General features: G+C 62.5%; 26 protein-coding genes and 1 pseudogene. 6 read left to right on the plus strand and 21 right to left on the minus strand.

The genetic code is table 11. The features are described 5' to 3' along the window. The first annotated feature begins 2 nt into the window (after window positions 1-2). From AADX97_RS10280 to AADX97_RS10295, 4 genes are all read left to right on the plus strand, one after another. Window positions 3-644 (plus strand): hypothetical protein, encoded by a 642-nt coding sequence (locus tag AADX97_RS10280; protein ID WP_374234626.1) that lies wholly within the window; start codon window positions 3-5, stop codon window positions 642-644. Window positions 645-820: 176 nt separating this feature from the next. Continuing rightward, window positions 821-1081 (plus strand): hypothetical protein, encoded by a 261-nt coding sequence (locus AADX97_RS10285; protein WP_374234625.1) that lies wholly within the window; start codon window positions 821-823, stop codon window positions 1079-1081. A 75-nt stretch (window positions 1082-1156) separates the two neighbouring features. Then, window positions 1157-2206 (plus strand): phosphate ABC transporter substrate-binding protein PstS, encoded by a 1050-nt coding sequence (gene pstS, locus AADX97_RS10290; protein ID WP_374234624.1) that lies wholly within the window; start codon window positions 1157-1159, stop codon window positions 2204-2206. 24 nt (window positions 2207-2230) lie between these two features. Beyond that, window positions 2231-2611, plus strand: a complete 381-nt coding sequence (locus AADX97_RS10295; RefSeq protein ID WP_374234623.1) for a hypothetical protein — start codon at window positions 2231-2233, stop codon at window positions 2609-2611. Between the two features lie 137 nt (window positions 2612-2748). Here AADX97_RS10295 and AADX97_RS10300 read toward each other — a convergent pair whose 3' ends face one another. Continuing rightward, window positions 2749-3513: an HAD-IA family hydrolase gene (locus AADX97_RS10300; protein ID WP_374234622.1), complete on the minus strand. Its 765-nt coding sequence runs from the start codon at window positions 3511-3513 to the stop codon at window positions 2749-2751. Between the two features lie 422 nt (window positions 3514-3935). Between AADX97_RS10300 and AADX97_RS10305 the strand changes: the two genes are divergently transcribed. Next, window positions 3936-5213: a glycerophosphodiester phosphodiesterase family protein gene (locus AADX97_RS10305; protein WP_374234621.1), complete on the plus strand. Its 1278-nt coding sequence runs from the start codon at window positions 3936-3938 to the stop codon at window positions 5211-5213. Window positions 5214-5419: 206 nt separating this feature from the next. On the opposite strand, the gene AADX97_RS10310 is transcribed toward AADX97_RS10305, so the two are convergent. Next, window positions 5420-5668 carry a hypothetical protein gene (locus tag AADX97_RS10310; protein ID WP_374234620.1) on the minus strand — a complete coding sequence of 83 codons (249 nt, stop codon included), beginning with the start codon at window positions 5666-5668 and terminating at the stop codon, window positions 5420-5422. Window positions 5669-6078: 410 nt separating this feature from the next. Here AADX97_RS10310 and AADX97_RS10315 point away from each other — a divergent pair, with 410 nt between their 5' ends. Next, window positions 6079-6774 (plus strand): hypothetical protein, encoded by a 696-nt coding sequence (locus AADX97_RS10315; RefSeq protein ID WP_374234619.1) that lies wholly within the window; start codon window positions 6079-6081, stop codon window positions 6772-6774. Window positions 6775-6881: 107 nt separating this feature from the next. On the opposite strand, the gene AADX97_RS10320 is transcribed toward AADX97_RS10315, so the two are convergent. The 19 genes and pseudogenes from AADX97_RS10320 to AADX97_RS10410 all read right to left on the minus strand — a co-directional run bounded on the left by AADX97_RS10320 (window position 6882) and on the right by AADX97_RS10410 (window position 25634). Then, entirely contained in the window at window positions 6882-8378 is a 1497-nt protein-coding gene (locus AADX97_RS10320) for a hypothetical protein (RefSeq protein WP_374234618.1), read from the minus strand. Beyond that, a complete protein-coding gene (locus AADX97_RS10325) occupies window positions 8279-9217 on the minus strand; it encodes a type I restriction endonuclease (protein WP_374234617.1) in 939 nt (312 codons plus the stop codon). The genes AADX97_RS10320 and AADX97_RS10325 overlap by 100 nt, the downstream gene beginning before the upstream one ends. Beyond that, window positions 9210-10145 carry a hypothetical protein gene (locus tag AADX97_RS10330; protein WP_374234616.1) on the minus strand — a complete coding sequence of 312 codons (936 nt, stop codon included), beginning with the start codon at window positions 10143-10145 and terminating at the stop codon, window positions 9210-9212. Before AADX97_RS10330 ends, AADX97_RS10325 begins: the two co-directional genes overlap by 8 nt. Next, the gene (locus tag AADX97_RS10335; protein ID WP_374234615.1) at window positions 10142-10726 is read right to left on the minus strand and encodes a DUF6932 family protein; all 585 of its coding nucleotides are present in this window, start codon (window positions 10724-10726) and stop codon (window positions 10142-10144) included. The genes AADX97_RS10330 and AADX97_RS10335 overlap by 4 nt, the downstream gene beginning before the upstream one ends. An 83-nt stretch (window positions 10727-10809) precedes the next feature. Further along, complete coding sequence (locus tag AADX97_RS10340; protein WP_374234614.1) at window positions 10810-11034, minus strand: hypothetical protein; 225 nt, start codon at window positions 11032-11034, stop codon at window positions 10810-10812. A gap of 15 nt (window positions 11035-11049) precedes the next feature. Continuing rightward, the gene (locus AADX97_RS10345; protein ID WP_374234613.1) at window positions 11050-11676 is read right to left on the minus strand and encodes a phosphate phosphatase; all 627 of its coding nucleotides are present in this window, start codon (window positions 11674-11676) and stop codon (window positions 11050-11052) included. Window positions 11677-11714: 38 nt separating this feature from the next. Continuing rightward, entirely contained in the window at window positions 11715-11942 is a 228-nt protein-coding gene (locus AADX97_RS10350) for a hypothetical protein (RefSeq protein ID WP_374234611.1), read from the minus strand. A gap of 296 nt (window positions 11943-12238) precedes the next feature. After that, window positions 12239-12421 carry a hypothetical protein gene (locus AADX97_RS10355; RefSeq protein ID WP_374234609.1) on the minus strand — a complete coding sequence of 61 codons (183 nt, stop codon included), beginning with the start codon at window positions 12419-12421 and terminating at the stop codon, window positions 12239-12241. Continuing rightward, a complete protein-coding gene (locus tag AADX97_RS10360) occupies window positions 12418-12564 on the minus strand; it encodes a hypothetical protein (protein WP_374234607.1) in 147 nt (48 codons plus the stop codon). Before AADX97_RS10360 ends, AADX97_RS10355 begins: the two co-directional genes overlap by 4 nt. After that, the gene (locus AADX97_RS10365; protein WP_374234606.1) at window positions 12557-13636 is read right to left on the minus strand and encodes a restriction endonuclease subunit S; all 1080 of its coding nucleotides are present in this window, start codon (window positions 13634-13636) and stop codon (window positions 12557-12559) included. Before AADX97_RS10365 ends, AADX97_RS10360 begins: the two co-directional genes overlap by 8 nt. A gap of 107 nt (window positions 13637-13743) precedes the next feature. After that, window positions 13744-14229: pseudogene (locus AADX97_RS10370) on the minus strand (N-6 DNA methylase); the annotation flags it as partial. 139 nt (window positions 14230-14368) lie between these two features. Then, window positions 14369-16030, minus strand: a complete 1662-nt coding sequence (locus AADX97_RS10375) for a PHA/PHB synthase family protein (protein WP_374234604.1) — start codon at window positions 16028-16030, stop codon at window positions 14369-14371. A gap of 40 nt (window positions 16031-16070) precedes the next feature. Then, window positions 16071-16310: an acyl carrier protein gene (locus tag AADX97_RS10380; RefSeq protein ID WP_374234602.1), complete on the minus strand. Its 240-nt coding sequence runs from the start codon at window positions 16308-16310 to the stop codon at window positions 16071-16073. A gap of 88 nt (window positions 16311-16398) precedes the next feature. Next, window positions 16399-17373, minus strand: a complete 975-nt coding sequence (locus AADX97_RS10385; RefSeq protein ID WP_374234601.1) for a 3-oxoacyl-ACP synthase III family protein — start codon at window positions 17371-17373, stop codon at window positions 16399-16401. A 31-nt stretch (window positions 17374-17404) separates the two neighbouring features. Continuing rightward, window positions 17405-18076, minus strand: coding sequence for a hypothetical protein (locus tag AADX97_RS10390; RefSeq protein ID WP_374234599.1), 672 nt, complete (start codon window positions 18074-18076; stop codon window positions 17405-17407). A 60-nt stretch (window positions 18077-18136) separates the two neighbouring features. After that, window positions 18137-19657: a hypothetical protein gene (locus AADX97_RS10395; RefSeq protein WP_374234597.1), complete on the minus strand. Its 1521-nt coding sequence runs from the start codon at window positions 19655-19657 to the stop codon at window positions 18137-18139. A gap of 44 nt (window positions 19658-19701) precedes the next feature. Then, on the minus strand, window positions 19702-21486 hold the full coding sequence (locus tag AADX97_RS10400; protein WP_374234596.1) for an extracellular solute-binding protein: 1785 nt from the start codon (window positions 21484-21486) through the stop codon (window positions 19702-19704). A 236-nt stretch (window positions 21487-21722) separates the two neighbouring features. Continuing rightward, window positions 21723-23573: a pyruvate kinase gene (locus tag AADX97_RS10405; protein WP_374234595.1), complete on the minus strand. Its 1851-nt coding sequence runs from the start codon at window positions 23571-23573 to the stop codon at window positions 21723-21725. 129 nt (window positions 23574-23702) lie between these two features. After that, on the minus strand, window positions 23703-25634 hold the full coding sequence (locus AADX97_RS10410; protein ID WP_374234594.1) for a cyclic nucleotide-binding domain-containing protein: 1932 nt from the start codon (window positions 25632-25634) through the stop codon (window positions 23703-23705). Between the last annotated feature and the right edge of the window lie 81 nt (window positions 25635-25715).

Consider the following 25715-nt stretch of genomic DNA (forward strand, 5'->3'; position numbering starts at 1 on the left):
CGATGGCGGCCGCTCATCCCTTCTTGCGCAAGGCGTTTCCCTACTTCAAGTGGACGGTCTTCAGCCTGCTCGGCGTCAACGTCTTCCTCTTCTTCACCGAGCAAACGCTGGTCGAGGGCTTGGACAGCCTGGCCTGGCTGACCTTGCTGCTGCTCTTCGAGTGGGAGACCAGTCAGCTCGACAAGCCCTATGTCTCGCGATGGGAGAAATGGGGGATTCATGCCGGGCGCATCCTGGCCTACGGTCTGATTCTGCACAGCGCGGTGGGATACGGCGCGGCGGACTACATCGCCGAGCATGGCCCGGTCGACCTCTGGAACGCCTTGGCCTGGATCGCGATCGTCCTCCTGCTCGAGTACGATGTCTACTCGCCGGGGGAGTATGCCCGCTGGGAATGGTACCTTCGCAACGGGGCAAAGCTGGTGCTCTACGCGGCCCTCTTTGTCTTCGCCCTGCTCTGGGGGCTCGAGGGGGAATGGCTGGATACCTACGACGCCTTGCTCTGGATCCTCTGCTTCTTCGCGATCGAGATCAACGTGCTGGAGTTCGAGGAGGAGATCCCTTATCGGGATGCCGCCGATGCAGGGACCAGGGCAACTCGGGCCTCGTCCGACGCGGGGGGGCCGGCGTCCGAAGAGACCTGAGCGTGGCTAGTGGGTCTTGACCCGACCGGTTCGGACAGGTCGCCGTCATCTTTTCAACACATTCCAAGGCTATTGTATGGCGCTGTGCGTGATCCGGCCGAGCATCGGGTCGTGCACACGGCCGAGGAATGGATTGGCCCTTCCTCGTGCAGTCGAGGCGACCGCCTGAGGTCCTTATGGTAGATCCGGATCGAAGAACACCCGTCGAGAAGGTCGAAGCACTCTACGAGGAGCTTGTCGATTGGTACGGGGAAGGCTCCGACCGCGAAATCCGCGCCGCCTCCAAGCTGCTCATGATTGCCCTGCTCAAGCTCAAGGCGCATGGCGGATTCGGGTGGCAAGGACTAGTCGAAGATTACGTTCTGATGCTCAAAAACGATCCCGCGCGCTACGCGCGGATCCTGGAGGCCAACCGCGGTGAGGATAAAAAGGCCTGAGGATCCGCCCACGCCGTCTTCATCACCGGTTCCCGAACGACCACCGACCAGACCGAGTCCCGAGAGGAATTCAAGATGCCCCTGTCTCCCGTTCTGCGTGTCCTGACGTTTGCCCTCGCGGCGCTGGTCTCCGCATCCATGTGGCCCTCGGCGATGGCTTCCGACCTGATCAAGGTCCACGGCGCCGGGGCGAGTTTTCCGGCGCCGCTCTACCAGCGGTGGTTCCGCGACTACTTCCTGGCCCATCCGAACATCCAGGTCGATTATCAGCCGATCGGCTCCGGACCCGGCGTCAACAGCTTCATCGAAGGTCGGCTTGATTTCGCGGGGTCCGATCAGCCCTTGACCGGCGAGCTTGCCGAGAGGGTCGGCGCCGACCTCCTGCAGATCCCGCTGACGGCGGGCGCTGTGGTGTTGACCTACAACCTTCCGGGAATCGACGGGTTGAAGCTCTCGCGCGAGGCGCTCGCCGGCATCTTTCTCGGCGCGATCGCGCGTTGGAACGATCCGCTGATCCTTGCGGCCAACCCGGGTGTCGAGATACCGGATCTGCCGATCGTGGTGGTCACGCGAGTGGATGCGAGCGGGACCACCTTGGTCATGACCCGGCACCTGAGTGCGATCAGCGCGGCGTTCGCGAAACAGGTGGGCGAGAGCCAGTCGCCGGCATGGCCCTCGTTGCTGCTCGAGCGAGGGGGTCTTATCCGCGGTCACGGCAACGGCGGTGTGGCGGCCTTTGTTCAGGCGACGGTCGGTGCCATCGGCTATGTTCAGTATGCCTACGCCCATCTGCCCGGCATGCAGATGGCGTCGGTCGAGAATCGCGAGGGCGTCTTTGTCGCGCCGGGAAGCGATTCCTTTCGCGCGGCGGTCGAGGTCTTCCGCGCGAAGCTTGACCCGTCCCAGCTCACCGATCCGGAAGGTGCCGGGGCCTATCCGATCTTGTCCCTGTCCTGGCTGGTGACGCGCCGCGGGGGCGACGGCGACGTCAAGTGGCAGGCGATGAAGGATGTGCTTGGGTACGCGCTGACCGACGGACAGGCCGATGCCGCGAAGCTGGGTTACATTCCGCTGAGTCAGCAGGCGGTCACGCTGATCCTGCAGCATCTGGGGCCTGCCGAGTAAAGTGAATCGAGGAATCCAAGTGCCATGAAGACCACGGCTTTCTACAGGACTGTACTGGGCGTGACGGCAACCCTTCTGGCCGTCGGTTGCACCCAAGAGACCCAGAACAAGTTCGGTCGAACGTTCCAGAACTGGACCGGGGCGAACGGCATCCTCGAGGTTTACGCCGGGGATAAGCTGGTGCGCCGATTCATCAAGATCGACAAGCTCACCACGGCCACCGCCACCGACGGTCGAGATTCACGACCCTATCGTTTCGGTTACGGCGTCCTCGATCTAAACCAGAACGGGATCCAGGACGGCGGCGAGAGGTCGGTCTATTTCGAGATCAGCGATTACTCGACGAACTATGTCTTCTACGGCGATCCGGGGGTTAGGACCACCGAGGATACGGCGAACCCCTAACCTCGCTTGCGCGCCGCTACGCATGCCTGCCCGCGGCCGCCGGCGAAGCGCCGGGGTCGCCGGTAGCTCTTCGCGGATGTCATGGCGGCGTGGCATCTGCCCCGTCGGCTTTGCTGCTCTGGGATGTCGCCGAAGCCTCAACGCTCCGGTCGCAGCACCTCGACCACTTCTTCCATCAGCCGCTCGAACGATGGTGCCAAGTGGTCGATCACCCCTTTGTCCTTCCTCTTGAGACTGTTGCCGATGTAGACGGTCCCGCCGCAGCCGACCTCGCGTTTTGCCGCTCGGATGTTCTTACGGCTGTTGTCGACGACGATACAGGCGTGTGGCTCGACACCCAGCTCCTTGAGAACGAAACGATAGCCTTCCGGATCCGGCTTCGGATGCAGTTTGTCCTTCTTGTCGAGCGTCGAGATCGCATCGAAGATGTGCTCAAGCGGAAACATCTGGGTGAGTCCCTTGACATCGAGAACCCGGAAGACGTTCTCCCGGACCCCGTTGGTCAAGATGGCGACCTGGATGTCGTGATCCCTCAGCAGATCCAGTCCCTCGTGGATTCGGTCTCCTGCTCGGCTGATCCCGCGATAGTCGAGGTTTCCGGTGCAGGCGTCGATAAGCCTCGCGAGCGTCGGCTCGATCGGGTCCTCGGCGGGCTTGAGCAGCTTCGCCGTATGGTACAAGAGCGGTCCGAGCTGCAGACTTCCGCCCGCATCGTAGATGGCTCGGCCCGCGAGTCGCATCATCTTGAGTGCACGTTCCCCGAAGTGCGTGCTGATCGCGGCAAAGACCGATAGGGTCTGCGCCTTGAGCGCCACGTCCTCCGCTTCGGTCGTAATCACACCGTCGAAATCCAACAACAAGAGCCGCGCATCGCGGATGAGTCGGGCAGGCACTCCCGTCATGGATAACCTCAGGATCCGAGAAGTTCATTGGCCGGCCCGGGCTTCTCATGACGCCAAACGAAAGGCCGACCGATGCCCCGCGATTCGATGGCCCCGGCGCGCGTCGGTTTTTCGGAGAGCTTAATCTGTTCCGCGAGCCATGCGACAACAGTTCATTTGCAGCTCCTATACTACTCCAAGATGTGGTTCCCGGGTGCTGCGCTAGGCACTGGATGATCGGCAGCTCCCGAGGTGGGAGAATGACGCGTCTGGACTGCAACGGTCCGACTGCTACGCCTTCCAAAGGGGTTGCTCAGCCCAAAGCTTGGTTTAATTCACACTCCGGCAACCGAACCGCCACTCCAGCTTCACGGCTGAGCCCTAGAGTTTCGCGCTGACGCCGAGGCGTCTCGTATCCAACCCAACTCGATAGGGCTCGATCCATGACCAATACCAAGACGCTTGCCGTGACTTTTGCGGTGCTCGCGACGGCGGGAATCGCCGAGGCGCATGCCGAGATCGATGACTTCAACCTGAATCAGGCTACCCGCCCGGGCGTTAGCCATGACGCAATCCAGCTTGGTCCGCGTCCCTATTACCTCGTGCAGGGGATGGATGCCGGGCGGCTTAAGAATCGCCTCATGGCCTGTCAAGACGGTCCTTTCTACCGGACCGACTTCTCGATCGCACACCGGGGTGCGGCCCTGCAGATGCCCGAGCACACTGATCTAGGCTATACGGCGGGTGCTCGGATGGGCGCGGGAATCGTGGAGTGCGACGTGACCTTCACCAGCGACGGGGATCTGGTCTGCCGGCACAGCGAGTGCGACCTGGCGACCACGACCGACATCGTTGCCACCCCGCTCAACGCCAAGTGCAGCGTGCCTTGGACCGGCTCCGGCCAGAACCCGGCCGTGCAATGCTGCACCAGTGATCTGACCCTCGATGAGCTGAAGAGTCTGCAGCCGAAGATGGATGCGAGCAATCCTGCGGCCACCACGGCAGAGGACTTCCTCGGAGGCACTGCGAGCTGGCGCACCGACCTCTACACCGGACGCGCGAAGATCCTGACCTTCAAAGAGAGCGTCGCGCTCAACCGGGCGAACGGCGTCAAGCATACCCCCGAGCTCAAAGGCGCGACCTATCAGGATCGCATCGATTCAATCTTTGGAGGTCAGGAGCAGTACGCGCAGAAGCTCGTCGACGAGTTGATCGAGGCAGGGGTTGAACCAAAAGATGTCTGGCTCCAATCCTTCAACTTGGACGACGTGATCTACTGGATCGACAACACGCCTGCCTTCGGCGAGCAGGCCGTCTACCTGGACAGCATCGATCCGACCGCCAATCCGCCTATCTCGCGTCTGACGCCGGACCAGCTCAATGCGCTCACGGCGGCGGGTGTGCGTATCTTCGCTCCGCCGATGTGGGCTTTGCTCGACGTCGACATCGTCGGCCGCGTGGTGCCCTCGCAGTATGCCAAAGACATCAAGTCGGCCGGGCTCGACATCATCACCTGGACCTTCGAGCGCTCCGATCTTCGCGAGGGCGCCTCTAAGGCTGGTTGGTACTACCAGTTCGACCCTAAGGGCAAAGCCATCCGGAAGGATAGCGACATGTATAAGGCGCTTGATGTTCTAGCCCGGCAGGTGAATATCCTCGGAATCTTCTCCGACTGGCCGGCGACTGTAACCTACTATGCGAACTGTATGGGTCTGAAGTAGGGCCGCTATCGAGACTGGCGACGCGACACGACGTAGGTGCCGCGTCGCTTGAGCATCGATGATCCCCTGCCGGGAGCCGTCACTCCGCAGCGCTTCGGCCGGGATCCGGCTGATCGACGCCCTCTTTGCGCAGGAGCACCGGCGTTCATGTCAGAACTGTCCAGGCGCCGACGGACGATCCGATTGAAGGGCCGTGTCGTGCGGGCTCAGACACCGTGATTGCTCGGCAGCGCAGCGATCTCCAGATCGATCGCTTGCGTGAGTCTCGCGATCGCCGTCGCCGGTGCTTCCACATCGAGGTCACCGATCTCGAAATAGCGGATGCGCTCAGACACCTCCGCGAAGTGCTCGCGCATCATCGGCAGGTGTAGAGATGCGTGACCGGCATCAGACGTAGGTTGGGCAAAGCGCAGCGTGCCCAACTGCTTCCAGTGATGCCGGCGCGGGTTGGGCACGCTGCGCTTTGCCCAACCGACATGTTCATGTTGTTCTTGAATCGTTCCCTAGGGCTGGAATGGAGCGTCGAGTGCATCTGATAGGCGTATTCGAGCATAAGGACGAGGCCCTAGGTGACGCCCGTGTGACCTCCGGCATGAGGTCGATCGGCGCCGCGGGGCGCAGTCGGTGGCGTCATCGATTGTCCGTTGCTTCGCCGAGTCTCGCGCTTGCAGCCCGAGAAGTCCGGAAACCCCTCGCGTTGGGCTTGGCCGACCCGCAGGCGCTCGCTAGCCTCACATCTGCGGTCACCCTGTCATCGCAGGGTTGCTCGGATCTCGAATCCGTGAAGAATGATGGCAGGGCGAAACGCATCGTTCCGGCTTGATGACCTGCCCGCCCGGGCCAGGACCGACAGGAGGGGTAAGCCGTGTCTGCGACAGGATCGCCTCCATCCTGGGGCTTTGATCCCACCTGGTTCGCCGCTCAAGGTGCAACCCGCCGCGCTCTGTGCCGGATGCTGGGGGCTGCCGAGCAGGTGCAGGGCCCGGAGCCGCCCGGTAAAGATCAGGCATTGGCGGGGTGTTTCCGCGAGCTGCTTTGCGAGCCGGACCTTCGGCCGGCCGAGGTGCCCTGCTTCCGTCAACTGGGTGATCTCATCCGGGAGCTCCCGGAGGACAACCAAAGCACCGTCGGTGCCCTGGATCCCTGTCTTGCCCTTGCCTGCCAGGCGGAAATCGGGGCTGAGCTGGCCCTGGATCTGGTCTACGACCGGCGGCGGGTCCGTTGCTTTCCCCTGGTGACGCGCGGGACCAGCTGGGGGGTCTGCTCCGACCTCGGATTCTATCTTGGGACCTCACCGGACTATCTGGTCCTCCCCTGTTTCCACACCCACCCTGAATTCAGCAACGAGTTGGGGGATGAAATGCCATCGCTGGCCGATTACCTGAACCTGGCACGGTTGCACGCCCAACTCGGCGGCGCACCGGTCTGCGACCTGGTTTACTTTCCCAACGGACACTGCACCCTCTACGGCGTGGACGCCCGGGGGCGCTGGTTCCATCGCCGCCAAGGGCAACCACCCGGCGACATTCCCCGCCGCGACTGGACCAGCTGCCACCCATGATGAGCGGCGAGCACGGTTTGGGTCAGGCAGCAGTGTCTTGGAGACCTTCGAAGTTTGTGCCCGGGTCCGACAAGGCGTCGTCGACCACTTCGCCTCGCATGGAGATTTCACACGTCAAGACCCGCCCCGTTCTTTCGCAGCCATTCCTTCCGCTCGTCGAAGTGAACGGTGCAGTGCTTGCGGATGGCATGCTCCATCTCGCTGGCCTTCGCCTCGTCGTTGCCCCGCGCGTGGTTGTCCACATGCGCCAGGAAGTCATCGGACAGCAGCTCGACCGGCGGGATCTTGGGGTCGATCCCCAAGTCGATCAGGTGCGCGTTGATGAGCGCCTTGACCTTCTCGCCGGCGTCGGCGATGTCCAGAGAGTCATCCTTGTAACGCTCCTTGACCATCCTCAGCAGGTAGCCGAAGCGGCGAGCCGCCCCGCGGTAGGGATGGCCCGCCGGGCTCGGCAGGATGAAGTTGAGGCTCTGGAGAAACTTCTTGAGATAGACCTCGAAGTCGGCGCGCCGCTTGATGTCCTCCATCGCACAAACGGCCGCATGGATGACTGCGACGTCGGCGTCGGGCGACCCGAGCTGTCCTTGGACGAACGTCTCGATCTCGGCCACGCCGGCAGCCATGAAATGCTGTAGCAGACGCCGGTAGCGCTCCTCCAGGATGGGCATCTCGCTCAGGATGCTCTTCAGCCCGTCGCGAATGTCCTGCGCGTCCTCCTCGGAGTAGATAGACAGTGCGTGGGTCAGATGATTGGCCAGGCCGATGTAATCGACGATGAATCCGCGATGCTTGTTCGCCACGACCCGATTCACACGGGCGATGGCCTGCAGCAGGGTGTGCTCGCGCAGCCGCTTGTCGATATACATCACCTGCTCGATGGGTGCATCGAAACCCGTCAGCAACATGTCGCAGACGATCAGGAAGGCGATGCCCGTCAGCTCTTTGTCATGGTCGTCGAAGTCGAAAGGCCGGCAGAAATTCTCCACCGCGTTCCAGCGCTTGGCCTCCTTGCGCGCGTCGGTGATGGCCGCCGGCTCATTGGTCGGGTCCGACGACAGGACCGCCACCGCCTTGAAAAACGCGATGCGCCGAATCAGTTCCGCCTCCGGCCGGGCCTGCCGCATCTCGCGCTCGACCCGCTCCCGAAGCGCCTCGCGGATCGCCTTGCGATAGCGGATCGCCGCCAGCTTCGAGTGACACACGACCTGCGCCTTGAAGCCGTCGGGCAGGATGTTGTCGATGTAATGGTCGACCAGATCCTTGGCGATGGCCTCGATGCGTTTCTCGGCCTCGAGGATGTCCCCGCTGGCGCCGTACTTCTTCTTGATCGCGAGGATCTCTTCCTGGCTGCGGTCCTTGAAGAGGTCTTCGAACTTAATGTCGAAGCCGTGCTTGTCCTTGATGGCCGTGTCTGCCGTGCGGCCCTCGTAAAGGATCTGCAGGGTGGCGCCGTCATGGACGGCGTCCATGAGCTTGTAGGTATCGATGTACTCGCCGAAGCGCTTCACCGTGCCCGAGCGCAGGCGCTCGACGATCTTGCGGGCCGCCCGATACTGCTGATAGCGGCAGACCACCTTGATGCGCTGGCCCGAATCGGTATCCATGAAGACGGTGCAAGTGCGCAGCACATCGAGCAGCGTCGCCGGGGCGAGCAACCCCTGGATGAGCCGTTCCTGCTCGCGCTCGATGCCGAGCGGCGGCTATAGGCCCGATTGCTCTCGGGCCAGATGTCCTTCCAGGCGTAGAAGTGCTCGTGTCCCGAGGTGAGGGTGCCGAATTCGGCCTTCTCGCCGCAGGTCCGCACCACCAGCAGGTTGGTGTAGAAGAGCCGCGGCTCGCCCTCGCGCAGTCCCGCCTCGATCGTCTCGGGACGGCCGTTGCGGTAGCGCAAGAGCTGCTCGAAGGCCGCGTGCAGCGGGTTCGCCGTGTTCGGGTCGCCGATCTTCGCCTCGACGATCACCAGAGGGATACCGTTCACGAAGAGGACGATGTCCGGGATGATGAAGCCCTTCACGCAGCCCGGGGTGTCGACGCGAAACTGGTTGATGACGTGGAACCGGTTACGCTCGGGATGGGCGAAATCGATCATCATCACGACCGGGTCGGACTCGCCCGTGACCTTGTTCCGGTCGACCTGCGCCTTGAGAAAGAGACCCTGGGTCGTCTCGTTGGCTTCGAGCAGGGTGCGGTTGGGCTGGCGCAGGATCTGATCGCGCAGGTCGTCGAGCTGGCGGTCGGTGAGCCAAGGCCGACCGTCCGGGGTCAGGTTGATGGCGCGAACCGACTCGCGGAAGACCTCGGGGAGGAACCACTCGCGGAAGCTCGTACGCAGGCTCTTGGCCGGGTCCGAGGGGATGATGCCCTGGCCCTGGTCGATGGCCTTCCAGCCCAGCGCGGCGAGCTGGTCGAGGAAGGGTTTTTCGACGTGGAGGTACTCAGACATCCCGAGCGCCAGCCTCTTGATTCGTGTCGCATCGATAGCCCATCAGCGTGTACCGTGGCCGCCCTGCGCCAACGTACCGGGAACGGACCTGTATGCTCACGGGCCGTTGAATCACCTGGTTCAGTTGGGCCGCATCCTCAAGTTCCTCACCGACCCTGCCCGCAATGACCGTCTGCGCATCCGCAACTTCGAATTCGAAGGTTCTGCGCTTAGGCAACACGCCGAGAAAATGACCGAATAGTGTCTCGTCTGACTCATGGATATTGTCTTGCCGCAAACGCTCAGAGCTGCGGCGAAGTTGTTCGACATCTGCAAAACGAAACACTTCTTCCTTGAGCTCCAAGGCGCATACAGCCTCGTGCTTGCTCAGTTCCTCCAAAAACTTGCGCAATGCGTCGAGCGCCCGCGGATCGACCTCGGCCAAAGCTTCGGACAGCTCATCATCCGTCCCGGTCGACGCCACCATGATCGCCTGGGTCTGTTCGACAGCCGCATCGAGCGCCGATGGAAGCATGCTCGCCTGATCCTCCGCCGCCGGCTCCTCGAGCACAAAGCCGAACGATCCCGTCGTGGTCCCGGTAATCAAGAGTCGAAACTCTTCTCGCTGTGGTAGGGAACCTCGTTTTCCGAGCGAGCGGCTCATGCTCGCCCCGATCGCCGCGACAGCATCAGTAAAGGTGCCTACAGCTGTCGCTCCGAACTCGGCGAACATGCCGTAACTGCCCACGATCGGCTTGCCCCGGAACGTCAGACGAAGGCGGAGCGGGTCGCGAATCAAGTCCGGATGGGCCGCGAGAAGATGTTCGATGTCCGCTTTTCGACTTTCGAGCCCCAACCGTTCGATGACGAAGTCATCAGGTGTGGACGCGATCATCTGCTCAAGGCTACCGAGCTCGGCCTGAAGCTGGCGATACTCTCCAAGGTTCATAGGTCTGCATCCTCTTCGAGGGTGTCAGGCTGCACATTCTGTCGAGCCGCGCGATCGTCGTCCGCGTCGAGGCTCAGCTCAATATAGCCTTTCCAGACGCCCGAGCGGCGGTGCGACCAAAGGCTGTACCAGTAACGCGACCGCTCCACCAGGTACTCGGGAGGCGCGCCGTTCAGTTGGACGAGAAACCCGTCGACGCGATAGTCCTGCTTACAACGGTTCCGGTCGAAAAGATTGGGGCGTCGGGCGATCAAATCCCGTTGTGTGATGCCGCTGGGCAAATGGGCGAAGGTGACCACATCGAGATCATTAGGGGCGCGACCTTCCAGACGCTCCACGTCTTCCAAGAAGCTGCCGTCGACCCACTGAAATCCCCGGGCGATACCCAGCTCGCGCAGGACCTGACGATATTCCAGGAGCCCAAGCAGGATTCGGTTTCGGTCGGAGGAGGTGCCGAACCGAAGCGCGAAGTCGAAGATGCCGACCTGATACGGTGAACGATCCATGGACGTTGGCGACGCAGGATTGATCGAGGGTAGGACGCCCGAGGACGTCCAGCCAGGGATAGTCTTTGCGCGCATGGATTCCGTTTTCCTTTCGCGATTCTGGTGGTTCCTGGTATGCCGATTCCAGCGCGGCGAGTTGGGCGAGCAAGTGGTTTGGGTTAGCGAAGCGTAACCCGACGCGGGCGGGGCTGAACGTCCCGGGTCGGGTTGATGGCGCGAACCGACTCGCGGAAGACCTCGGAGAGGAACCACTCGCGGAAGCTCGTGCGCAGGCTCTTGGCCGGGTCCGAGGGGATGATGCCCTGGCCCTGGTCGATGGCCTTCCAGCCCAGCGCGGCGAGCTGGTCGAGGAAGGGTTTTTCGACGTGGAGGTATTCGCTCACGTCGCGAACCCGTGCTTAGGCCGCCAGCCGATCCAACCCCAACCCGAGCAGACGATCATCGAACAGGCCCTCCTTGCGACGTGCGGCCGCGTTGCCGGCGGGCCACTCGCGCAGGCCCTTGCGTAGTCCTTCGATCGTGGCTTCCGCGCGCTCGTGTACCAGCAGCCAGTCGACCGTGGCAAGCAGCTCCATACCGAGCGGAGACTCGAACCCGTCGATGACCTCGCTCAGCCGCGCGAGCGCCGGTTGATAATCCGCAGCCGGCGCGCTCGCCAGATATTCCGCCAACGCAGCACGGCGTTCGTCTCGAAAATAGATGCGGTCCAATGGTCCGGCGTCGGCAAGCCGCTTCTCGCTGGTCAGCCAGGCACCATCCAGGTCGTTCAGCAGATGTCTCAAGCGATCCGAATAGGGACCGTAACGATCGGCCTTGAACTGCATGCGCAAGGGATCTCTCAGTCCCAAGGACGTCACGCAGCGCTCGATAAAATAGGCGAGCTTCTGGACCTCGAGTATCGAACACTCGATGCCCAAGACCGAGTAACGTCGCACGGCCTCCGCAACGAGTGCGCGCGCCGGCGTCAACCTCTCGCTGCCGCTGCGCTTTCGCGGGGTAGAGTAGGTCTGGGTCGGCTCGAACAATTTCTAGACCTCGGAGATGTCGGAAATGCCCCAGGAATTCACGGATCAACTCGGATTTCATCGAAGCCCTTTGACAGTGTCCGGCCTTGAGCGGATTGCCGCAACGCATCTCGCGCAAGCTCCGACAATCTATCCTGCGGCTGCTGCAGAGTCGTCTGCCAGGCCAATTCATTCTCGATATCCTGGAGCCATTGATCGGCCATTTCGTCCTGAATCTCTAAAGGCAAGGCCGATGCCCACTGAATCACCTGCTCTAGTCGAGTCATGCCGATATCCCTGGTCACTTGTGAAAAAGGGAAAAGCGAGAAGGAACCGGTCCGAGGTGCGGCGGGATCGCGTTTCGCGACGGACGGCCGGCACCGCCCGGAGTCGTCAGCTTTGGTGTAAGTCTACACCGGAGGCCCGGCGGTAGCATCTGATCGCAGGTCGGGTTGCGCGGTCACGCGAGAAGGGTCCGGGCAACTGCTCTCCGGGACACCGGCCGGTCTCCAGGATGGGGGTTCTGTCGGGTGAGCGAAGCGCCACCGTGTGGATACTGTCCTAACGCTGCTGATCGGTCGGCCTACCGCGAAAGGTCGGGCGAGCCCGCGCCGGCCTGCGGCTCGGCCGCCAGCAAAGCCTCGATCTCGTCTTTACGGGATTCGAGACCGAGGCGGTCGATCACATGCTCTTCCGGAATCTCTTCAAGCATGCGCTCGATGGCGCCTTTTTCCGCCTGAAGAAACCGATACTCCTGAAGCGTCATGGCTGACCTCCCTCGGCGGTCGCAAGTGCGGCCCGTGCGGACAGCTCCGATGGGATAATGCTCGGGCCTTGTTCCAGGACCTTCGAGCCCGGCGGGTCGAGCTGGTCGCGGAAGCGCCTTTCGACGTGAAGATCCTCAGACATTTGCCGCGACCTCCACAGGCACTATGGTTGCGTTCGCGCTCGCAAGAACTCTTCCTGAAAGGAGGTCGGTCATGAGGCCGTGTTTGAGTTTCCTTAGTTTGTCGCGCTCCAGTATCAGCAAGTGAATTTCATCGTTATGAGCAAGAAGGATCTCGGCTATCATGCGCTGCTCATTGATCGGAGCAAGAGGCACCTGCAAGGCTTTCAATTGCGCCGTGTTGATGCCTTCTCGTGTGCCTCGGCCCTTGTCACGCTCGACCTGCCGCTTGACGATTTCTCCATTGAAAGCGGCCTCGATAAAAAGGGGCGCACACTTGCAGCAGTCAAGGGCAACGCGAATGATGTGATAGTTGATAAGGCAGCCATCAACGAGATTCGTCGCCAGCGCATTGCGCCCCGTTGTCGCTCCTTGTCGCGCGAAAAGCAGATCGCCGGCTCTCACAACGTAGCGCGCAAGCTCTCGCGCCTTGCTCGGCGTCACGAATAGCAGCTCGGAAAGCTCAAGATACCCTGCCTGAACATTGCCGATTCTCAGAACGGGAACCCCGTCGTCCACGAAATCGTCGTTACCGAGATCTGCCCCGAACGGACCGGTAAGAATCGGCTGCCTCTTCTCATCCGCGACATCAAGAAGCGAGCCCGTGACCCAGCCTTGAGGCAGCAAACCGAACTGGGTGCGGGAACACCGGATCGCGGGCTTAAGCTGACCGTCCGAGGCCACCCCTCGGGTGAAGAGGTCGTGCATCAGGCCCGCCTTGATCTGCTGCGTCTTGGCGATGAGCGCTTCTGTTTGTTCGATGGCCTCGTCGACCGTCGAGAGGATTTCGGCGATGCGCTGCTGTTGCTCAAAAGAGGGGAAAAGGTCAGACGCCTTGTCGAGATCTCGGACTGAGAGGTGTTTTACAGTAGTCGCCGCGGTCCTGGCATGAATGCGTGTGAGTGCCAGTCCGTTAGCCGCGTCGCGCTTCCGCTCGATGTCAGTGGCGGTCGTGGCGTACTTGGTGTGGAGGTTCTCCAGCGCTGCCAAACACGCCCGCTGATCCGCCCGCAGATACAACTCATAGGTCTGCACCAGCAGCCGATGCAGTCGCTCGACGATGACCTTCCGCGCCTCGTCCCGGTCGATCTTCTCGCGGGCCGCGGCGACCAGGTCTTCTTGCCTCTTCTCGGTGGCACTCAGCCGTGCAGGAGCATGTTCATCTTGCAGATGGACCAGGTGGTTCCGATGCTTTCCTGGCCGTAGACGGAGAGATCGCGCGGGTCGCCGCCGATCTTGCGGATGTAGTCGCGCGTCTGGATGAGCATGCCCCCCGAGCCGCAGGTGGGGTCGTAGACGCTCATGCCCGGCTGCGGCTCGACGATCTCCACGAGTGTGCGGACCACGTCGGCGGGGGTGTAGAACTCGCCGGCCTTCTTGCCGGCGGAGTCGGCGAAGTACTTGATCAGGTATTCGTAGGCGGCGCCGAGCAGATCGGGGAACTCGAAGTTCTCGTCGCGCAGCGGGATCTTCTCGAAGTTCTGGATGAAGTTCGACTCGGAGAGCCGCTTCAGGAAGAGCATGCCGAAGATGTATTCCTTGTACTCCGAGGCATCCATGTTGCCGCGCAGGTCGTCGCAGGCACGGAACAGGAGGTTGGACAGCTGGCTTAAGGTGAGCTTGGTCATGGGGATCCTTGAAAGAGCGGCTCGGACGGAGGGCGCCGCGTCGCATGGCTCCGGCATTTCACCGCAGTGTAGGCCGGAGGCGTGCCGAAGCTTCTCAAGGTACCAAACGAAAGGCCGATCGAGCGCCCGCGCGGTGATACTACTCCAAGACGTAGGTTCCGGGTGCAGCGCAAAGCACCGGATGCTCGGCGGTTCCCAAGGAGGAAGGCGAGACCTGCGGTCCGCAGCGGTCCGACAGCCAACCCGCCCAGTCGGTCCACCAGGATCCCTGGAGAGGCGTTTGGGTGGCCAGCCAGTCGTCCGGTGCAGTACCGAGCTCGACATCCCCGGACCAATAGCGTCGACGCGATTTCGCGGACGGCGGGTTCAGGATGCCTGCCACGTGACCCTCGCTGGAGAGGCTAAAGCGGATCGGGACGCGGACATGGTCGCGGACTCGGAAGACCTCTGTCCAGGGAGCGATATGGTCCTGAATGCAGCCGACGGCATAGAGCGGCTGCTCGATGTTGCTCAGTCGGAGCTGGCGCCCGGCGAGCGTCAGGCCCTGCTCGGACACCAAGCGGTTGTTCAGATAGAGCTCGCGAAGGTAGAAGGAGAGCATCCGTCTGGGCAGTCGCGTCGAGTCGCTGTTCCAATAGAGTACGTCGGATCGAGAGGGTGCGTCGCCATACAGATAGTTGCGAACGGCGTGATGCCAGATCAGGCTGTCGGAGCGCAACAGCCGAAAGACCGTCTCAGTCACCTTGCCGTCGAGATAGCCGTCGCGCTCCATCAGGGTCTCGGCCGACTGCACGGCGCCTTCGGAGGTGAAGCGCTCCAGCTCGCCGGGGTTCGAGAAGTCGACGAGGGTCGTGAAGAGCGTCCAATGCGCAACCGGGGAAGCAGGTCGGTCGCCGTTGGTCCGCGACGCCGGGTCGGCAAGCCAGGCCATGAGGCTGGCCAAGGCGGTCCCGCCGATGCAGAAGCCGACCGCGTGGACGGACTCGGTGCCGGCGATGCTCCGCGCTGTTTCAATCGCCTCCAAGGCGCCTTCCAGGACATAGTCCTCGAACCCGACATCCTGCATCGCCGAGTCGGGATTCTTCCAACTGATCGAGAAGACGGTAAAACCCTGATCGCGCAGCCAAGCCATCAGGCTGCGCTCGGGGGCGAGATCCAGGATGTAATACTTGTTGATCCAAGGGGTGATGAAGACGATCGGGGTTTGGAACACCCGCTCGGTGCTTGGCGCATACTGAATCAGCTCCATCAGACGATTGCGGTGAACCACCGCCCCCGGCGTGGCCGCTAAATTCACCCCGACCTGGAAACGGTCCCGATCGACCGTCGCGACCAGTCCCTGCGTTTCCTGTTGATCCCTCAACCAGTTTGCATAGCCTTTCTGCAGGCTCTCGCCGTCGGTATCGAAACAGCGCTGAACGGCGCCGGGGTTGGCCCAGAAGAAGTTGCTCGGCGCCAAGGCCCCCGAGACTTGGGCGGACCAGAACCGACAGCGCTCGCGGTGATCGTCGTCCAAGCCGGGTGCGTCCGCGATCGAGGCAGCCATCCATTCGGACCAAGCCGCGTGGCTCTCGCGCAGAACCCGATGATTGCGTTTGGCCGCGTCGAGGTACCAGGCTTTTCCGGGCTCGACACCTTGATTGGGTTCGGATCTGTGCGGGCTGGATGAATCATTCAGGGCACGGCCCATCTCCTCGACGACCGACCGGTTGATCTTGACGGCGGCCTCGGTGAACCGCCTGTGTAGGCCGGCCGGGTCATACGACCAGGTCTGGGCGAGCTTCAAAAAGCTTGTGGACACGAGCAGAGGGTCCCAAGGCTCGGGATTCGGGATCATGATGTCACCCGTTTCGGATCTGCTCGATGATCTCTCCGACACTGGTCTCACTGCTGAGCATCTCCTCCGGGATGGTGACGCCGAAGGTTGTGGCCAGATAGGTTTGAAGATTGACGGCCGACATGGAGTCCCAGCCGGGGATGTCGTCCAGAAGCGTCTCGGACCCGATGATCACATCGGCCGCATCGGGAAACAGCTCTTTGATGCAGGTCGAGAGTGTGTCGATATTGACGGCGTTGACCATGGTTGACTCCGCAGGTGTGTCGATGGATGACGAATGGAACGAGGCTGGTGAGAGCTCGACGGACAGCGGCGCGATACACGCGGCTTCGTCAGAGTCGGATCAGGTTGGCTCCCCAGGACAGACCCCCTCCGAAGGCAACCGTGACTAGAAGATCACCCTCTTTGGCCTTCCCCAACGCAATTGCCTCGTCCAGCGCGATCGGAACGGATGCACTTGCGGTATTCCCGTAGCGATCCAGATTCACGAAGAATCGCTCGCGAGGGACCTCCAATTGGTCTGCAATCGCATGGATGATGTTGATGTTCGCCTGATGGCTGACGAAGAGGTCGACATCTCCCGCGGCGATACCCGATCGGGTCAAAAGCTCGCGGATGACCTCCGCGCCTTTCTCGATGGCAAAGGCGTACACCCGTTTTCCGTCCATCTGAAAGTAGGCGGAGCGCGGATTGGTGATCCGATCGAAGGGCATCATGGTCCCTCCGCCCGGGACACTGATGGTGTCGCACGCGCTCCCGTCGGTGCGCAGCACGGAGTCGAGCACCCCGCGCTCCGAGCCGGCTTCGAAGAGGATGGCTCCGGCTCCGTCGCCGAAATAGGGAAAGGTCGAGAAATCTTGCTTATTGAGGATCTTGGTATAGAGCTCGGCGGCAATGAAGAGGATGCGCTCGTAGTTTCCGGATTTGATCAGCGCATCCGCCAGGCTAATGCCGTAGACGCTTCCCGAGCAAACCGAATTGATATCAAACGCGAACGCCCGGCGGGCACCCAACAGGTGTTGGACACGTGTCGCGGTCGCCGGCTGAAGGCGGTCGGGCGAGGACGTGGAGACGATGATCCCTTCCAGATCGTCCGGCGCGACCCCGGCCTTCTCAAGGCAGTCGCGGGCCGCATGCGCGGCGAGATCGGAGGTGCATTCGTCATGGGTTGCGGAGCGTCGCGACAAAACCCCGGTCTTTTCGGAGATCTTGCCGAGCGCCCCCGCAGGAAACCAATCGAGATCCTGGTTCGTGACCTCTTGACTGGGGAGGTAGCGACCGGTCGCGAGAATAACAGCGTTTCTCATGGTTGATCTCACCTGGTTTTCGGAATGAGCGTCAGGGAATGCCCGCCGCCTCCTTGAAGTGGCTTTCCAGCTTGATGCCGTAGTCGATCGCCCGGTTCAGCTCTGCCGTGTATTTCTCGACGGCCCCGGCAGCGGTGGCGAGCGCGGCTTGATGCGCGGTGGCATCGACGGCGCCGGCTGCCTTTTGCGTATAGGACTGCACCTGGGCCCCGGTATTGAGTTGAAAGGGGCCCGTCAGCTGTCGCGGGTCGACCTGCTTCAGAACGGCATAGTGGCGATTGAGCTCTGCGATCTTGGTGATCAACTCCTGTTTGACCTTCAGGTACCGCGACAGATACTCGGTGAAGGTCGCATAGGCATTGAGATTGCCGATATTGGACGGATCCGTCAGGTAGTCCGGGGTCCACTCGATCGAAAGGACGTTGTAATAGTTCTGGAACTCGAACAGATTCACGTCCTGATCGGAGCGCGCCAAGGACTGATAGGCTTGGTCGAGCGCCTCCCGAACCCAGCGCTCTCGATCCGCCCATTGTTTCTGGTTGCCTTGGAGATCCGCGGTGTCCAATTCGGGGCCACCGAATGAAAAGGCGCCCATCTGCTTGAGATAGTCGCCGAAGCTCGCGGCCTTCGCGTTGGTCGTAACAGCCAGCGTCATGAGCGTCAACGCGATCAGCGATGTTCGAATCAAGTCCGTGCGAGTCATCGTTATCTCTCCTTCATCTTGCCGGTGAATCAACCGGGTCGGCGCACTTGAATGATCTGGTCAGAGATTCGGGCCGACCGGATCTCCCAGAGCCTGATATCCGCGAATAAGGGCCAGAATCACCTCACCGCTTTGCGCGGGGATGAGAATCTGGGACGCTTTGATCAGATCGGGAATCAGACCGTTCTCGGTGACGAAGTCGCCCAGGACCTCGTTCATCTCCTGATTCGAGATCTCGGTGCTGACCGGTCGAAAGCCTTCGCGCTGTAATGCGAGGAGCTGGATGTCTCGGGTCAGGAGATAATCCTTGAATCGCCGTGCGGCCTCGACCTGCTCGCGCGAGTTGCCATGACGAAGCGTATAGTAGGGATGGTCCGAGATCAGATTGTATTTCGGATAACGCAGCACCGGCTTGGCCCCGGCTGGATCATTGACTCGGCGAATAAAGGCGAGCTTCACGCCGAGGTTTTCGTAGACATAGACGCTGGACAAGGGCTGTCCGCCGTAGCCGGCCTGCATGAGGGGCTCGGCGAGCTTGCCGGTACTGTCCTTGGTCTGGTCCGACATATACTTCATCAATGCGAGATAGGCCTGGAAGTCCGGATCCTTCAGATCCTCGAGCCGAATCTTGTAGTGCGCGCGATCCTTCGCAAAGAACTCGTAGGCCATGGTGACGAGTGCGACCGCGCCGCTGTTGGAGTCCTGCGGGCGGGTGAAGCCGAATTGAAAGCTGCGGCCGTTGGGGTCGATGCCCTCGCCGCCGAGTTCGCGCGCGTAGATCTCGGTGACGGTGTCGAAGCTCATCGACTTCTGGATGGTCCGGTCGATCGCCTCTTGAACCGGCCCCCAGGTGACGAAGACCATGGGGCTGCGGGCGATCGAGTCGTCGGTCTCGAACAGCTTGCCGCCGGTAAAGGCCTCCTCGACCAGGCCGCGGAAGATGCTGGATGCAGGTGCCCAGACCTGAAACTCGTTGCGGCCTCCCTGCATGCTTTTACCCTCGACCAGCAGCATGGCCGATTGGGTCGAGCCGATCTTGTCGATCACCAGACGAATCGGTTTGCCGTCGATCCGGTTGAGGGCGGGATCCGCCATGAAGCGTCGTGCCGCCTCTTCCAGCCAGTCCTTCTTCTCCGATCCGGCGGCGATCTTGACCTCGATGACGGCGCGATCCTCCGAGACCGGGTAGATTACCTCCTGGCGGGAGGTCTTCGGCCCAGCGACCGCGACGGGCTGCACCGTCACGGCCTGGCTGCGAATGGTCTCGTCGATCGCCTCCTGTCCGTCGCGTGGCAGGACGGCGGGGGCCGGGCTCTCGGGCGTGCTGGGCAGCGCCTGGGTCGGCGCGTCCTTCAGGCCCAGGCTCGGGCCTTGATCCGCCTGCGCGCCGGCTCCGGCTTGATCCGGGCTCGGCTTGGCCTGGACCTTCGAGAGATCGACGTTCAAGTCGCCGAAATCGAAGAGTTTCTCCGCGGCGTGCGCCGACGGGACTGCGATACCGATTAGCGCGAGCCAGCAGGCGAGTAAGATTGCGATCGGGAGGGGCACAAGGCCCCGGTCAAGGTTGTCGTGTCGAAGCATCGAGGTTCTCCTCGGCACCGCATGTGCCGCCCGTGTGCCGGCGTTCATAGCAGCTCGCTGAAGCGTTTGAAGATCTCGCGGATCTCGGCCGAATCGCCTCGGCGGGTCTCGCCGCCCGCCGCGCTGCTGATCGCCTTGAGCGAGGCGTCGTCAGCCTCTGTGCCGAAGGCGATTCCGAAGACCGGAACCTTGCATGCAGGGTCGCCCAGATGCCCCGAGCGACCGTCGGACTGCGCGAAGCCGATCCGGCGGATCAGGTCCTTGTCGGACACCTTCGAGGCGTTGTCGACCCCGTCGGTCAGCACCACCAGGACCCGAATCGAGCGGTCATCCGGATTGGCCTTGATCGCCTCGCACAGATCGGTCCAGGCCGTGGCGATCGCCGAGCGCATGGCGGTTCCGCCGGCCGGTCGAACCCCGGCGAGCGCCGCGGCCAAACGCTGCTTCCCGGTCGCATCCATGGCGATCGGCTGTCCCTTGGGCGTCAGGTCGGAATAGGCGACATCGTAGCTGTAGAGCAGCAGCGACAGGCGATCGCGATCCTGAAGGCTCTCCGCGAGCAGGTTGGCACTCTCGACGGCAAGGTCCATGCGCGATCGCTCGACGCCCCGCTCCCGGTCGAAGAGCTTGGCGTCCATGCTTCCCGAGCGATCGATCACGAGCACGACATGCGCTCGATTCTTGATGGCGCGGAAGGCGTTGCGTGCGGCCAGGACCACGTTGCCGCCGGGAGTGGCCAGAAAGCGATGAACCGTGTCGAAGGGCTGCACCCCGTTCTCCGCGCTCCAGACCATCCCGTAGATCTTGGGATCGACGTCCAAGGCGACGCTCGGTCGAAAGCCGTACTGCAGCGCCTGCGCCTGGACCTCCGGCGACATCAGATAGGCAAAGTAACGCTTGGCGCCCTCGTCTTCGTCGGCGTCGACCCAGTCGCGCTTGACGATGGCGAAGGGGTGATTGGTGGCGAAGGTGCCCTCCGCGGGGTAAACCGCCACCAGCTTGGGGAAGGGGAGACCCTTCTCCCGGATGACGTGATTGGCCTGGATGACGTCGCTCTCGTAGACCACCGCTGCATCGGCGTAAGCGGGTCCGTCCGAGCGCATCTTTTCGGCATAGAAGCCGGTGGAGCGCCCGTAATGGATCACGCTTTCGTGGACCTTCGCAACGAAGTCGCGGATCTGGGGATCCTCGAGCTTTGCCGTCGAGAGCCGGGGAACCGGGTGTCCAGCCTGAGCCTCCGCGCCCGCGTAGAACTGAGCGATCAGCGCCGACAGACCGCTGTTGGAGGTCTCCGGATTGGTTTGACCGTAGCGAAATTGGCCCTCGCCGGAGCGTTTGAAGATCTCCGCCCATCCGACCTGGTCGATCGGCCCGAGGGTCGCAAGCACCGGCTCCCAGACCGCAATCACGACCGGCGAGGAGACGAGAAAGCCCTCGACCTTGAGCAGATCGCCCCCCTGCTGCTCGCCGACCTCGTAGTTGACCAGATTGACGTAGAGATCCGACGCGGGGCTGGTGGCATGGACCTCGTCAGGTCCTGCTCGACCATCCTTGATCTCGTTCACGCTGTCGCCCGATCCCTTCGGAATCGCCTGGACGCAGATCCGCTTTCCGGAGGTCGTGGTCTGGCCTTGGCGGTTGAAACCGTCGGTGACGGCGTCGATCCAGGATTCCTTTTCCGAGCCGTAGGTGAAACGCACCACGACCTGGTTCGCCGCCGGAGAACAGGCATTCTCCGAAGCGGCGGCTCGAGAGGAACCGGGTGCTGGACCCAAGGCAAGTACCGCGAGGGCGCCGAGCAGAAGGCTACGTGATGGATTCCCGATCATAAGACCTCCAAAGGCGTTGTGCGGGAGCCGGGGAAGGCGACAAGATCCGACCGGGCCGCGGCCGATCCTCCGGATCGATATCCTTGACGACCGCCTCGACCAACAGGATCCCGCGCCGCGGCTCGGGGTAGGGCGTTGCATTGTCGACGCTTACCTAGAAGCATGGCAGAGAAAGCCGACGCTTACCGAAAAGCATGGCAGAGAAAGGCGACCGAATCGTGACAGCTCGAAGAGATCTACTTCAACTGTGCGACCGAGAGCTTGCGCAGGGTCGCCCGCCGTTTAACGTAGTGCTCGTCCATGCGACCGATAACCCCGTCGAGGAAACGGACGGTCTCGACGATGTTCGGACCCTTGTTGAGCATGGCGCATTCCGCCTGGATACTCATGGCAGCGTCGGAGACCTCCGCACGTGACGGTGCTCCCTTTTTGGCCATGCCTTCGAGGATCTGAGTGGCCCAGATCACCGGCACATGTGCCGCTTCGCAGAGCCACAGGATCTCCTGCTGGACTTCGGACAGTCGCTCGAAGCCCACCTCGACCGCCAGATCACCCCGCGCGATCATGACCCCGACGGGAGGCGAGTTGAGACTCGCCAGCAAGATGCGGGGGAGGTTCTCGAATGCCTGACGGTTCTCGATCTTGATCACGATCCCGAGACGGTTCGCCCCGAGCCGGTAGAGCTCGTCATGCAGACGCTCGACATCCTCGGGTCCGCGCACGAAGGAGAGGGCGACCATGTCGGCGAGCTTGACGACTGCCTGAAGGTCATCCATGTCTTTGTCGGTCAGGGCGGACATCTCAAGCGCGGTGTCGGGGAAGTTGATGCCCTTCTCGGCGCGCAGCTTCGCGCCGCTGGGTCCGGTATGGGTGATCTTGACCCGGATCTGCTGGCCGTCGTTCTCCTGGACGAGCCCGCCGATCTTACCGTCGTCGAACCAGACACGGTGCCCATGCGCGACCTGCTCGAACGCTGCATCGAGGGTGCAGTGAATCTGTGCCGGCGCGACGATGCGACCGGATGCGTCGCGCTCGGCCTCGGTACCGGGTTCGTCGCGACGGGTTAGAATCAGTGTGTCGCCCGGCAGAAGGCCGATGGGGTTGACCACTTCGGGGATCCCGACGATGCGCCCTTCCCCGATCGACTTGCTGTCGTGCAGGCCCGTCACCTGGGTCTCGTCCTGAATATAGGCGGTCCGCTCGCTTTCGGCGATGAATGATTGACCGACCGCCTCGACGATCTTCAGCTCATGGTGTTGACCGCGCGTGTCGGTCAAACCAATGTAATCGCCGACAGCGAGCCGTGCGAGCAGACGGCACTCGATCTGGAGGGTGAAGCGAACATCGACGGGGGTCGGCTCGGCCGCGGCCGTCGTGGTCAGCCAAATCCGAGCGGGCCTGGCGACGCGACCGAAGACATCGCGATCGGGCGCCAAGCGCTTCACCCGCCCGCTCGCCCGAATGGCGCCCGTGCGGAGCTTCGGACCGGCAAGGTCGGCCTGTACGCGGCAGTTACGACCGACGACACGCTCTGCACGGCGCAGGTTGTCCACCATCGCGAACCAGGCATCCGGACCGTCGTGGGCGCAGTTGATGCGCATGACATCCATCCCAGCGATGAGGAGGTCCTGCACCAGTTGCGCATCCGAGGCGGCTTCGCTGGGCATGGTCACCATGATGCGAACAAATCGGTCGCTGGGCTCGGGCCCTAGAAGCGCACGGGTGTGATCCCGAAGCAACAAGGGTCCGGAACGGAAATCCACCGGCGGCTCCGGCGCCGCACCCAAATCCTTGCCGCTGAGCTGCTCCAGGATGGCCATCACCGAGTTGAGGCTCGCCATGGCATGGGGCTCCAGTATTCCGAGCGAAGAAAGTCCCAGGGCACCGAGGTCTTGTTGCAGACTGCGGATGTCGTGTTGACGAATGCTCAGATAGTGAAGGAAGTTGCGTGCGCTGTTGCGATGGCCGGGCTCGACCTTCTCGATCTCGGCGCTGTACGCTCGCTCGAACTCGACGGCACCATCGCGGAGGGTGGCGAGCTGGGCGATCGGCCTTTCCAGTTGGCGAGAAGTCGGCGTCGTGGTCATGGGGAGAGTGCCTGCGAGGTTGGAATCCGCCGGACCCTGCCGGCCTAGGCCTAGAACATACGACGGTTGTGTTGCGTTTGTGTGATCTCGGTGTGCGTTGCGGCGCACGGGCTGCCGCGATTGCGGGGTCTAGGGTTGATTCGGATGCCTTGTTTGCACCTGAGGGGTTCCCTCGATCCGGATCGAGGTTTCGGAGCCTGTGCTGTGTGTACCGGGACTGTGCGGTTCCGTCGGCTCCAGTGTCTTGGAGTAAATGGCCACCAGGAAGCCGAGGAGGGTCGAGAGGCCGACGACCGAGCCGCCCTTGAGGTAGGCCTCCGGGAGCATGGTCTCGGCGATCATGGTGAGCATGGCGCCCGCGGCCAATCCTTGCATGAGCGCAAAGATTTCGGGTCCGGCTCCGACGAAGAGTTGGCTTCCGGCCGCGGCACCGATGCCCGTAATCAGCATCAGGCCCGACCACATCAAGAGGATTCTTCCGAAAGACATCCCTTGTCGACGCATGCCGACCGAGCTCGACAGGGCTTCCGGGTAGTTGGACAAGAAGAGACCGACGATCAGCGAGATGCTCACCAATGCTTGAGTCGTGCTGGCGCCGATGACGAGCGATTCGGGTATGCCGTCAAGTGTGATGCCGAGGAAGATGGCGAGCGGAGCACCCGCGACCTCCCGATGCGCCATGCTCAGGGCTGCGGCCGCCGGCAGGGGCTGACGTGCCGCCAGTGCGCGGAGCGCCGAGCGCCGCCAGCGTTCGGCCTTCTCCCCCGAAAACTGCTGACGCTCGGTCAAATAGTCCCTTGCTTCATCTCTCTCGACGAAGGCCCGAACCCGCTGAGCAAAGGCCGGTGCCGTCCGGAGCAGCTCGTCGAGATCGGACCGACGCAGCTCCCAGGCGTTGGTGTCTTCGGTGGCCACGGCGGTCACGGTGTGACGCGCTCCCGTGAGCATCGCCGAGCCCCCGAAGGCATCGTTCTCGTGAATCGTCTCGGGAGCCCGGTGGCCGGCTTGCGGGTCGATGAGACTGACCGCGCCATGCTCGATGAAGAACATCCGCCCCGCGGGCTCGTTGCGATGGAAAAAGTGCTCCCCGCGACGCCGGGTCTTGTAGATGAGCCGGCTGGCGATCAACTCCTGCTCCTCCGGAGGGAGGCTGTGAATCATCGGAAAACGCCGGACTTCGGCAAGGCGGTCGCGGAACAGGTCACGCTTGCGTTGGACCGGCAGTGCGGGCGGTACCCGCCCCGAGGAGAGCAGGGTCTGTGTGGCCCGATCCAGCCAGGCTCGCGCCGCGTCCGGAGCCATGGCTTGCCGTTCAACGAGGTACGCGTCCATTTGCTCGCTTCGCAGAAGACGATGCACACGCTGGTTCAATTCCGGGGAATTGCGGATCAAGGAGTCGATCGCGGCCTTGGGGATGACCCATAAGGAGGCATCGGTGGCAGTCAGCGCTGCTTCGCTGGTCGGGGCGCCGGTGATGCAGGATAGCCATCCGAATGCCTCGTTCCTTTGGATCCGCTCGATCGGTTTGTCTTGGTCCGATGGCGCGTAGAGCTCCACATCGCCGCTGGCGACGATATAGATTGCATCGGCGGGATCGCCGGCGAGGTAGATTTCGGTGCCCTTGGCGAGATCCAGGCTTCGGACCGACGGGGCGAGCGCCAGGTAGTCGCGTCGCGCGAGATCGCGGAATAGATCCGTCCGCCCGATCTGAGCGGTGATCTGCTTGACCCGTCGATGCTCTTGACGGCGCAGGTAGTCGAGGGTGGTCGAGGATTTACGAAGGAATCCGCCGAAGTCATTGACGACCTGGTTGAGCCCCACAAACAGGAGGCCCCCCACAAGGGCTCCAAGGGCCAAGGCGTTGAAGTTGCCCGAATCCAGTGCTGACCCGACGAGATCGATGGTCAGCGCTGCGAGTAAGGCGCCGCCGCCGAAGGCCATGAGGACGGCCGTGGAGCGGTCTCCCGGCGTCCAGAAGCGGGTCGTCAGGGCGCCCAACGGAAGCGAGCAGGCGCTGATGATGCCCATCCAAAAGGCAGTCCAAGCGATGGAGTCGAGCATGGGTCGGAATCTCGGATAGGCGCTGATCGATGCCGGCAGGTTCCGTCCAGCCGAGCGATGCGTGCGGCTCGCGGCCGTTTG

Origin of the sequence: Thiocapsa sp. C2-2m (assembly GCF_041903745.1) — a bacterium.
GTDB classification, from domain to species: Bacteria; Pseudomonadota; Gammaproteobacteria; order Chromatiales; family Chromatiaceae; genus Thiocapsa; species Thiocapsa roseilacustris.

Coding starts and splice junctions, on each gene's coding strand:
- AADX97_RS10280 (WP_374234626.1), top strand. CDS start 3: ATGGCGGCCGCTCATCCCTTCTTGCGCAAGGCGTTTCCCTACTTCAAG.
- AADX97_RS10285 (WP_374234625.1), top strand. CDS start 821: ATGGTAGATCCGGATCGAAGAACACCCGTCGAGAAGGTCGAAGCACTC.
- pstS (WP_374234624.1), top strand. CDS start 1,157: ATGCCCCTGTCTCCCGTTCTGCGTGTCCTGACGTTTGCCCTCGCGGCG.
- AADX97_RS10295 (WP_374234623.1), top strand. CDS start 2,231: ATGAAGACCACGGCTTTCTACAGGACTGTACTGGGCGTGACGGCAACC.
- AADX97_RS10300 (WP_374234622.1), bottom strand. CDS start 3,513: ATGACGGGAGTGCCTGCCCGACTCATCCGCGATGCGCGGCTCTTGTTG.
- AADX97_RS10305 (WP_374234621.1), top strand. CDS start 3,936: ATGACCAATACCAAGACGCTTGCCGTGACTTTTGCGGTGCTCGCGACG.
- AADX97_RS10320 (WP_374234618.1), bottom strand. CDS start 8,378: ATGGATACCGATTCGGGCCAGCGCATCAAGGTGGTCTGCCGCTATCAG.
- AADX97_RS10325 (WP_374234617.1), bottom strand. CDS start 9,217: ATGTCTGAGTACCTCCACGTCGAAAAACCCTTCCTCGACCAGCTCGCC.
- AADX97_RS10330 (WP_374234616.1), bottom strand. CDS start 10,145: ATGAACCTTGGAGAGTATCGCCAGCTTCAGGCCGAGCTCGGTAGCCTT.
- AADX97_RS10335 (WP_374234615.1), bottom strand. CDS start 10,726: ATGCGCGCAAAGACTATCCCTGGCTGGACGTCCTCGGGCGTCCTACCC.
- AADX97_RS10350 (WP_374234611.1), bottom strand. CDS start 11,942: ATGACTCGACTAGAGCAGGTGATTCAGTGGGCATCGGCCTTGCCTTTA.
- AADX97_RS10355 (WP_374234609.1), bottom strand. CDS start 12,421: ATGACGCTTCAGGAGTATCGGTTTCTTCAGGCGGAAAAAGGCGCCATC.
- AADX97_RS10360 (WP_374234607.1), bottom strand. CDS start 12,564: ATGTCTGAGGATCTTCACGTCGAAAGGCGCTTCCGCGACCAGCTCGAC.
- AADX97_RS10380 (WP_374234602.1), bottom strand. CDS start 16,310: ATGGTCAACGCCGTCAATATCGACACACTCTCGACCTGCATCAAAGAG.
- AADX97_RS10385 (WP_374234601.1), bottom strand. CDS start 17,373: ATGAGAAACGCTGTTATTCTCGCGACCGGTCGCTACCTCCCCAGTCAA.
- AADX97_RS10390 (WP_374234599.1), bottom strand. CDS start 18,076: ATGACTCGCACGGACTTGATTCGAACATCGCTGATCGCGTTGACGCTC.
- AADX97_RS10395 (WP_374234597.1), bottom strand. CDS start 19,657: ATGCTTCGACACGACAACCTTGACCGGGGCCTTGTGCCCCTCCCGATC.
- AADX97_RS10400 (WP_374234596.1), bottom strand. CDS start 21,486: ATGATCGGGAATCCATCACGTAGCCTTCTGCTCGGCGCCCTCGCGGTA.
- AADX97_RS10405 (WP_374234595.1), bottom strand. CDS start 23,573: ATGACCACGACGCCGACTTCTCGCCAACTGGAAAGGCCGATCGCCCAG.
- AADX97_RS10410 (WP_374234594.1), bottom strand. CDS start 25,634: ATGCTCGACTCCATCGCTTGGACTGCCTTTTGGATGGGCATCATCAGC.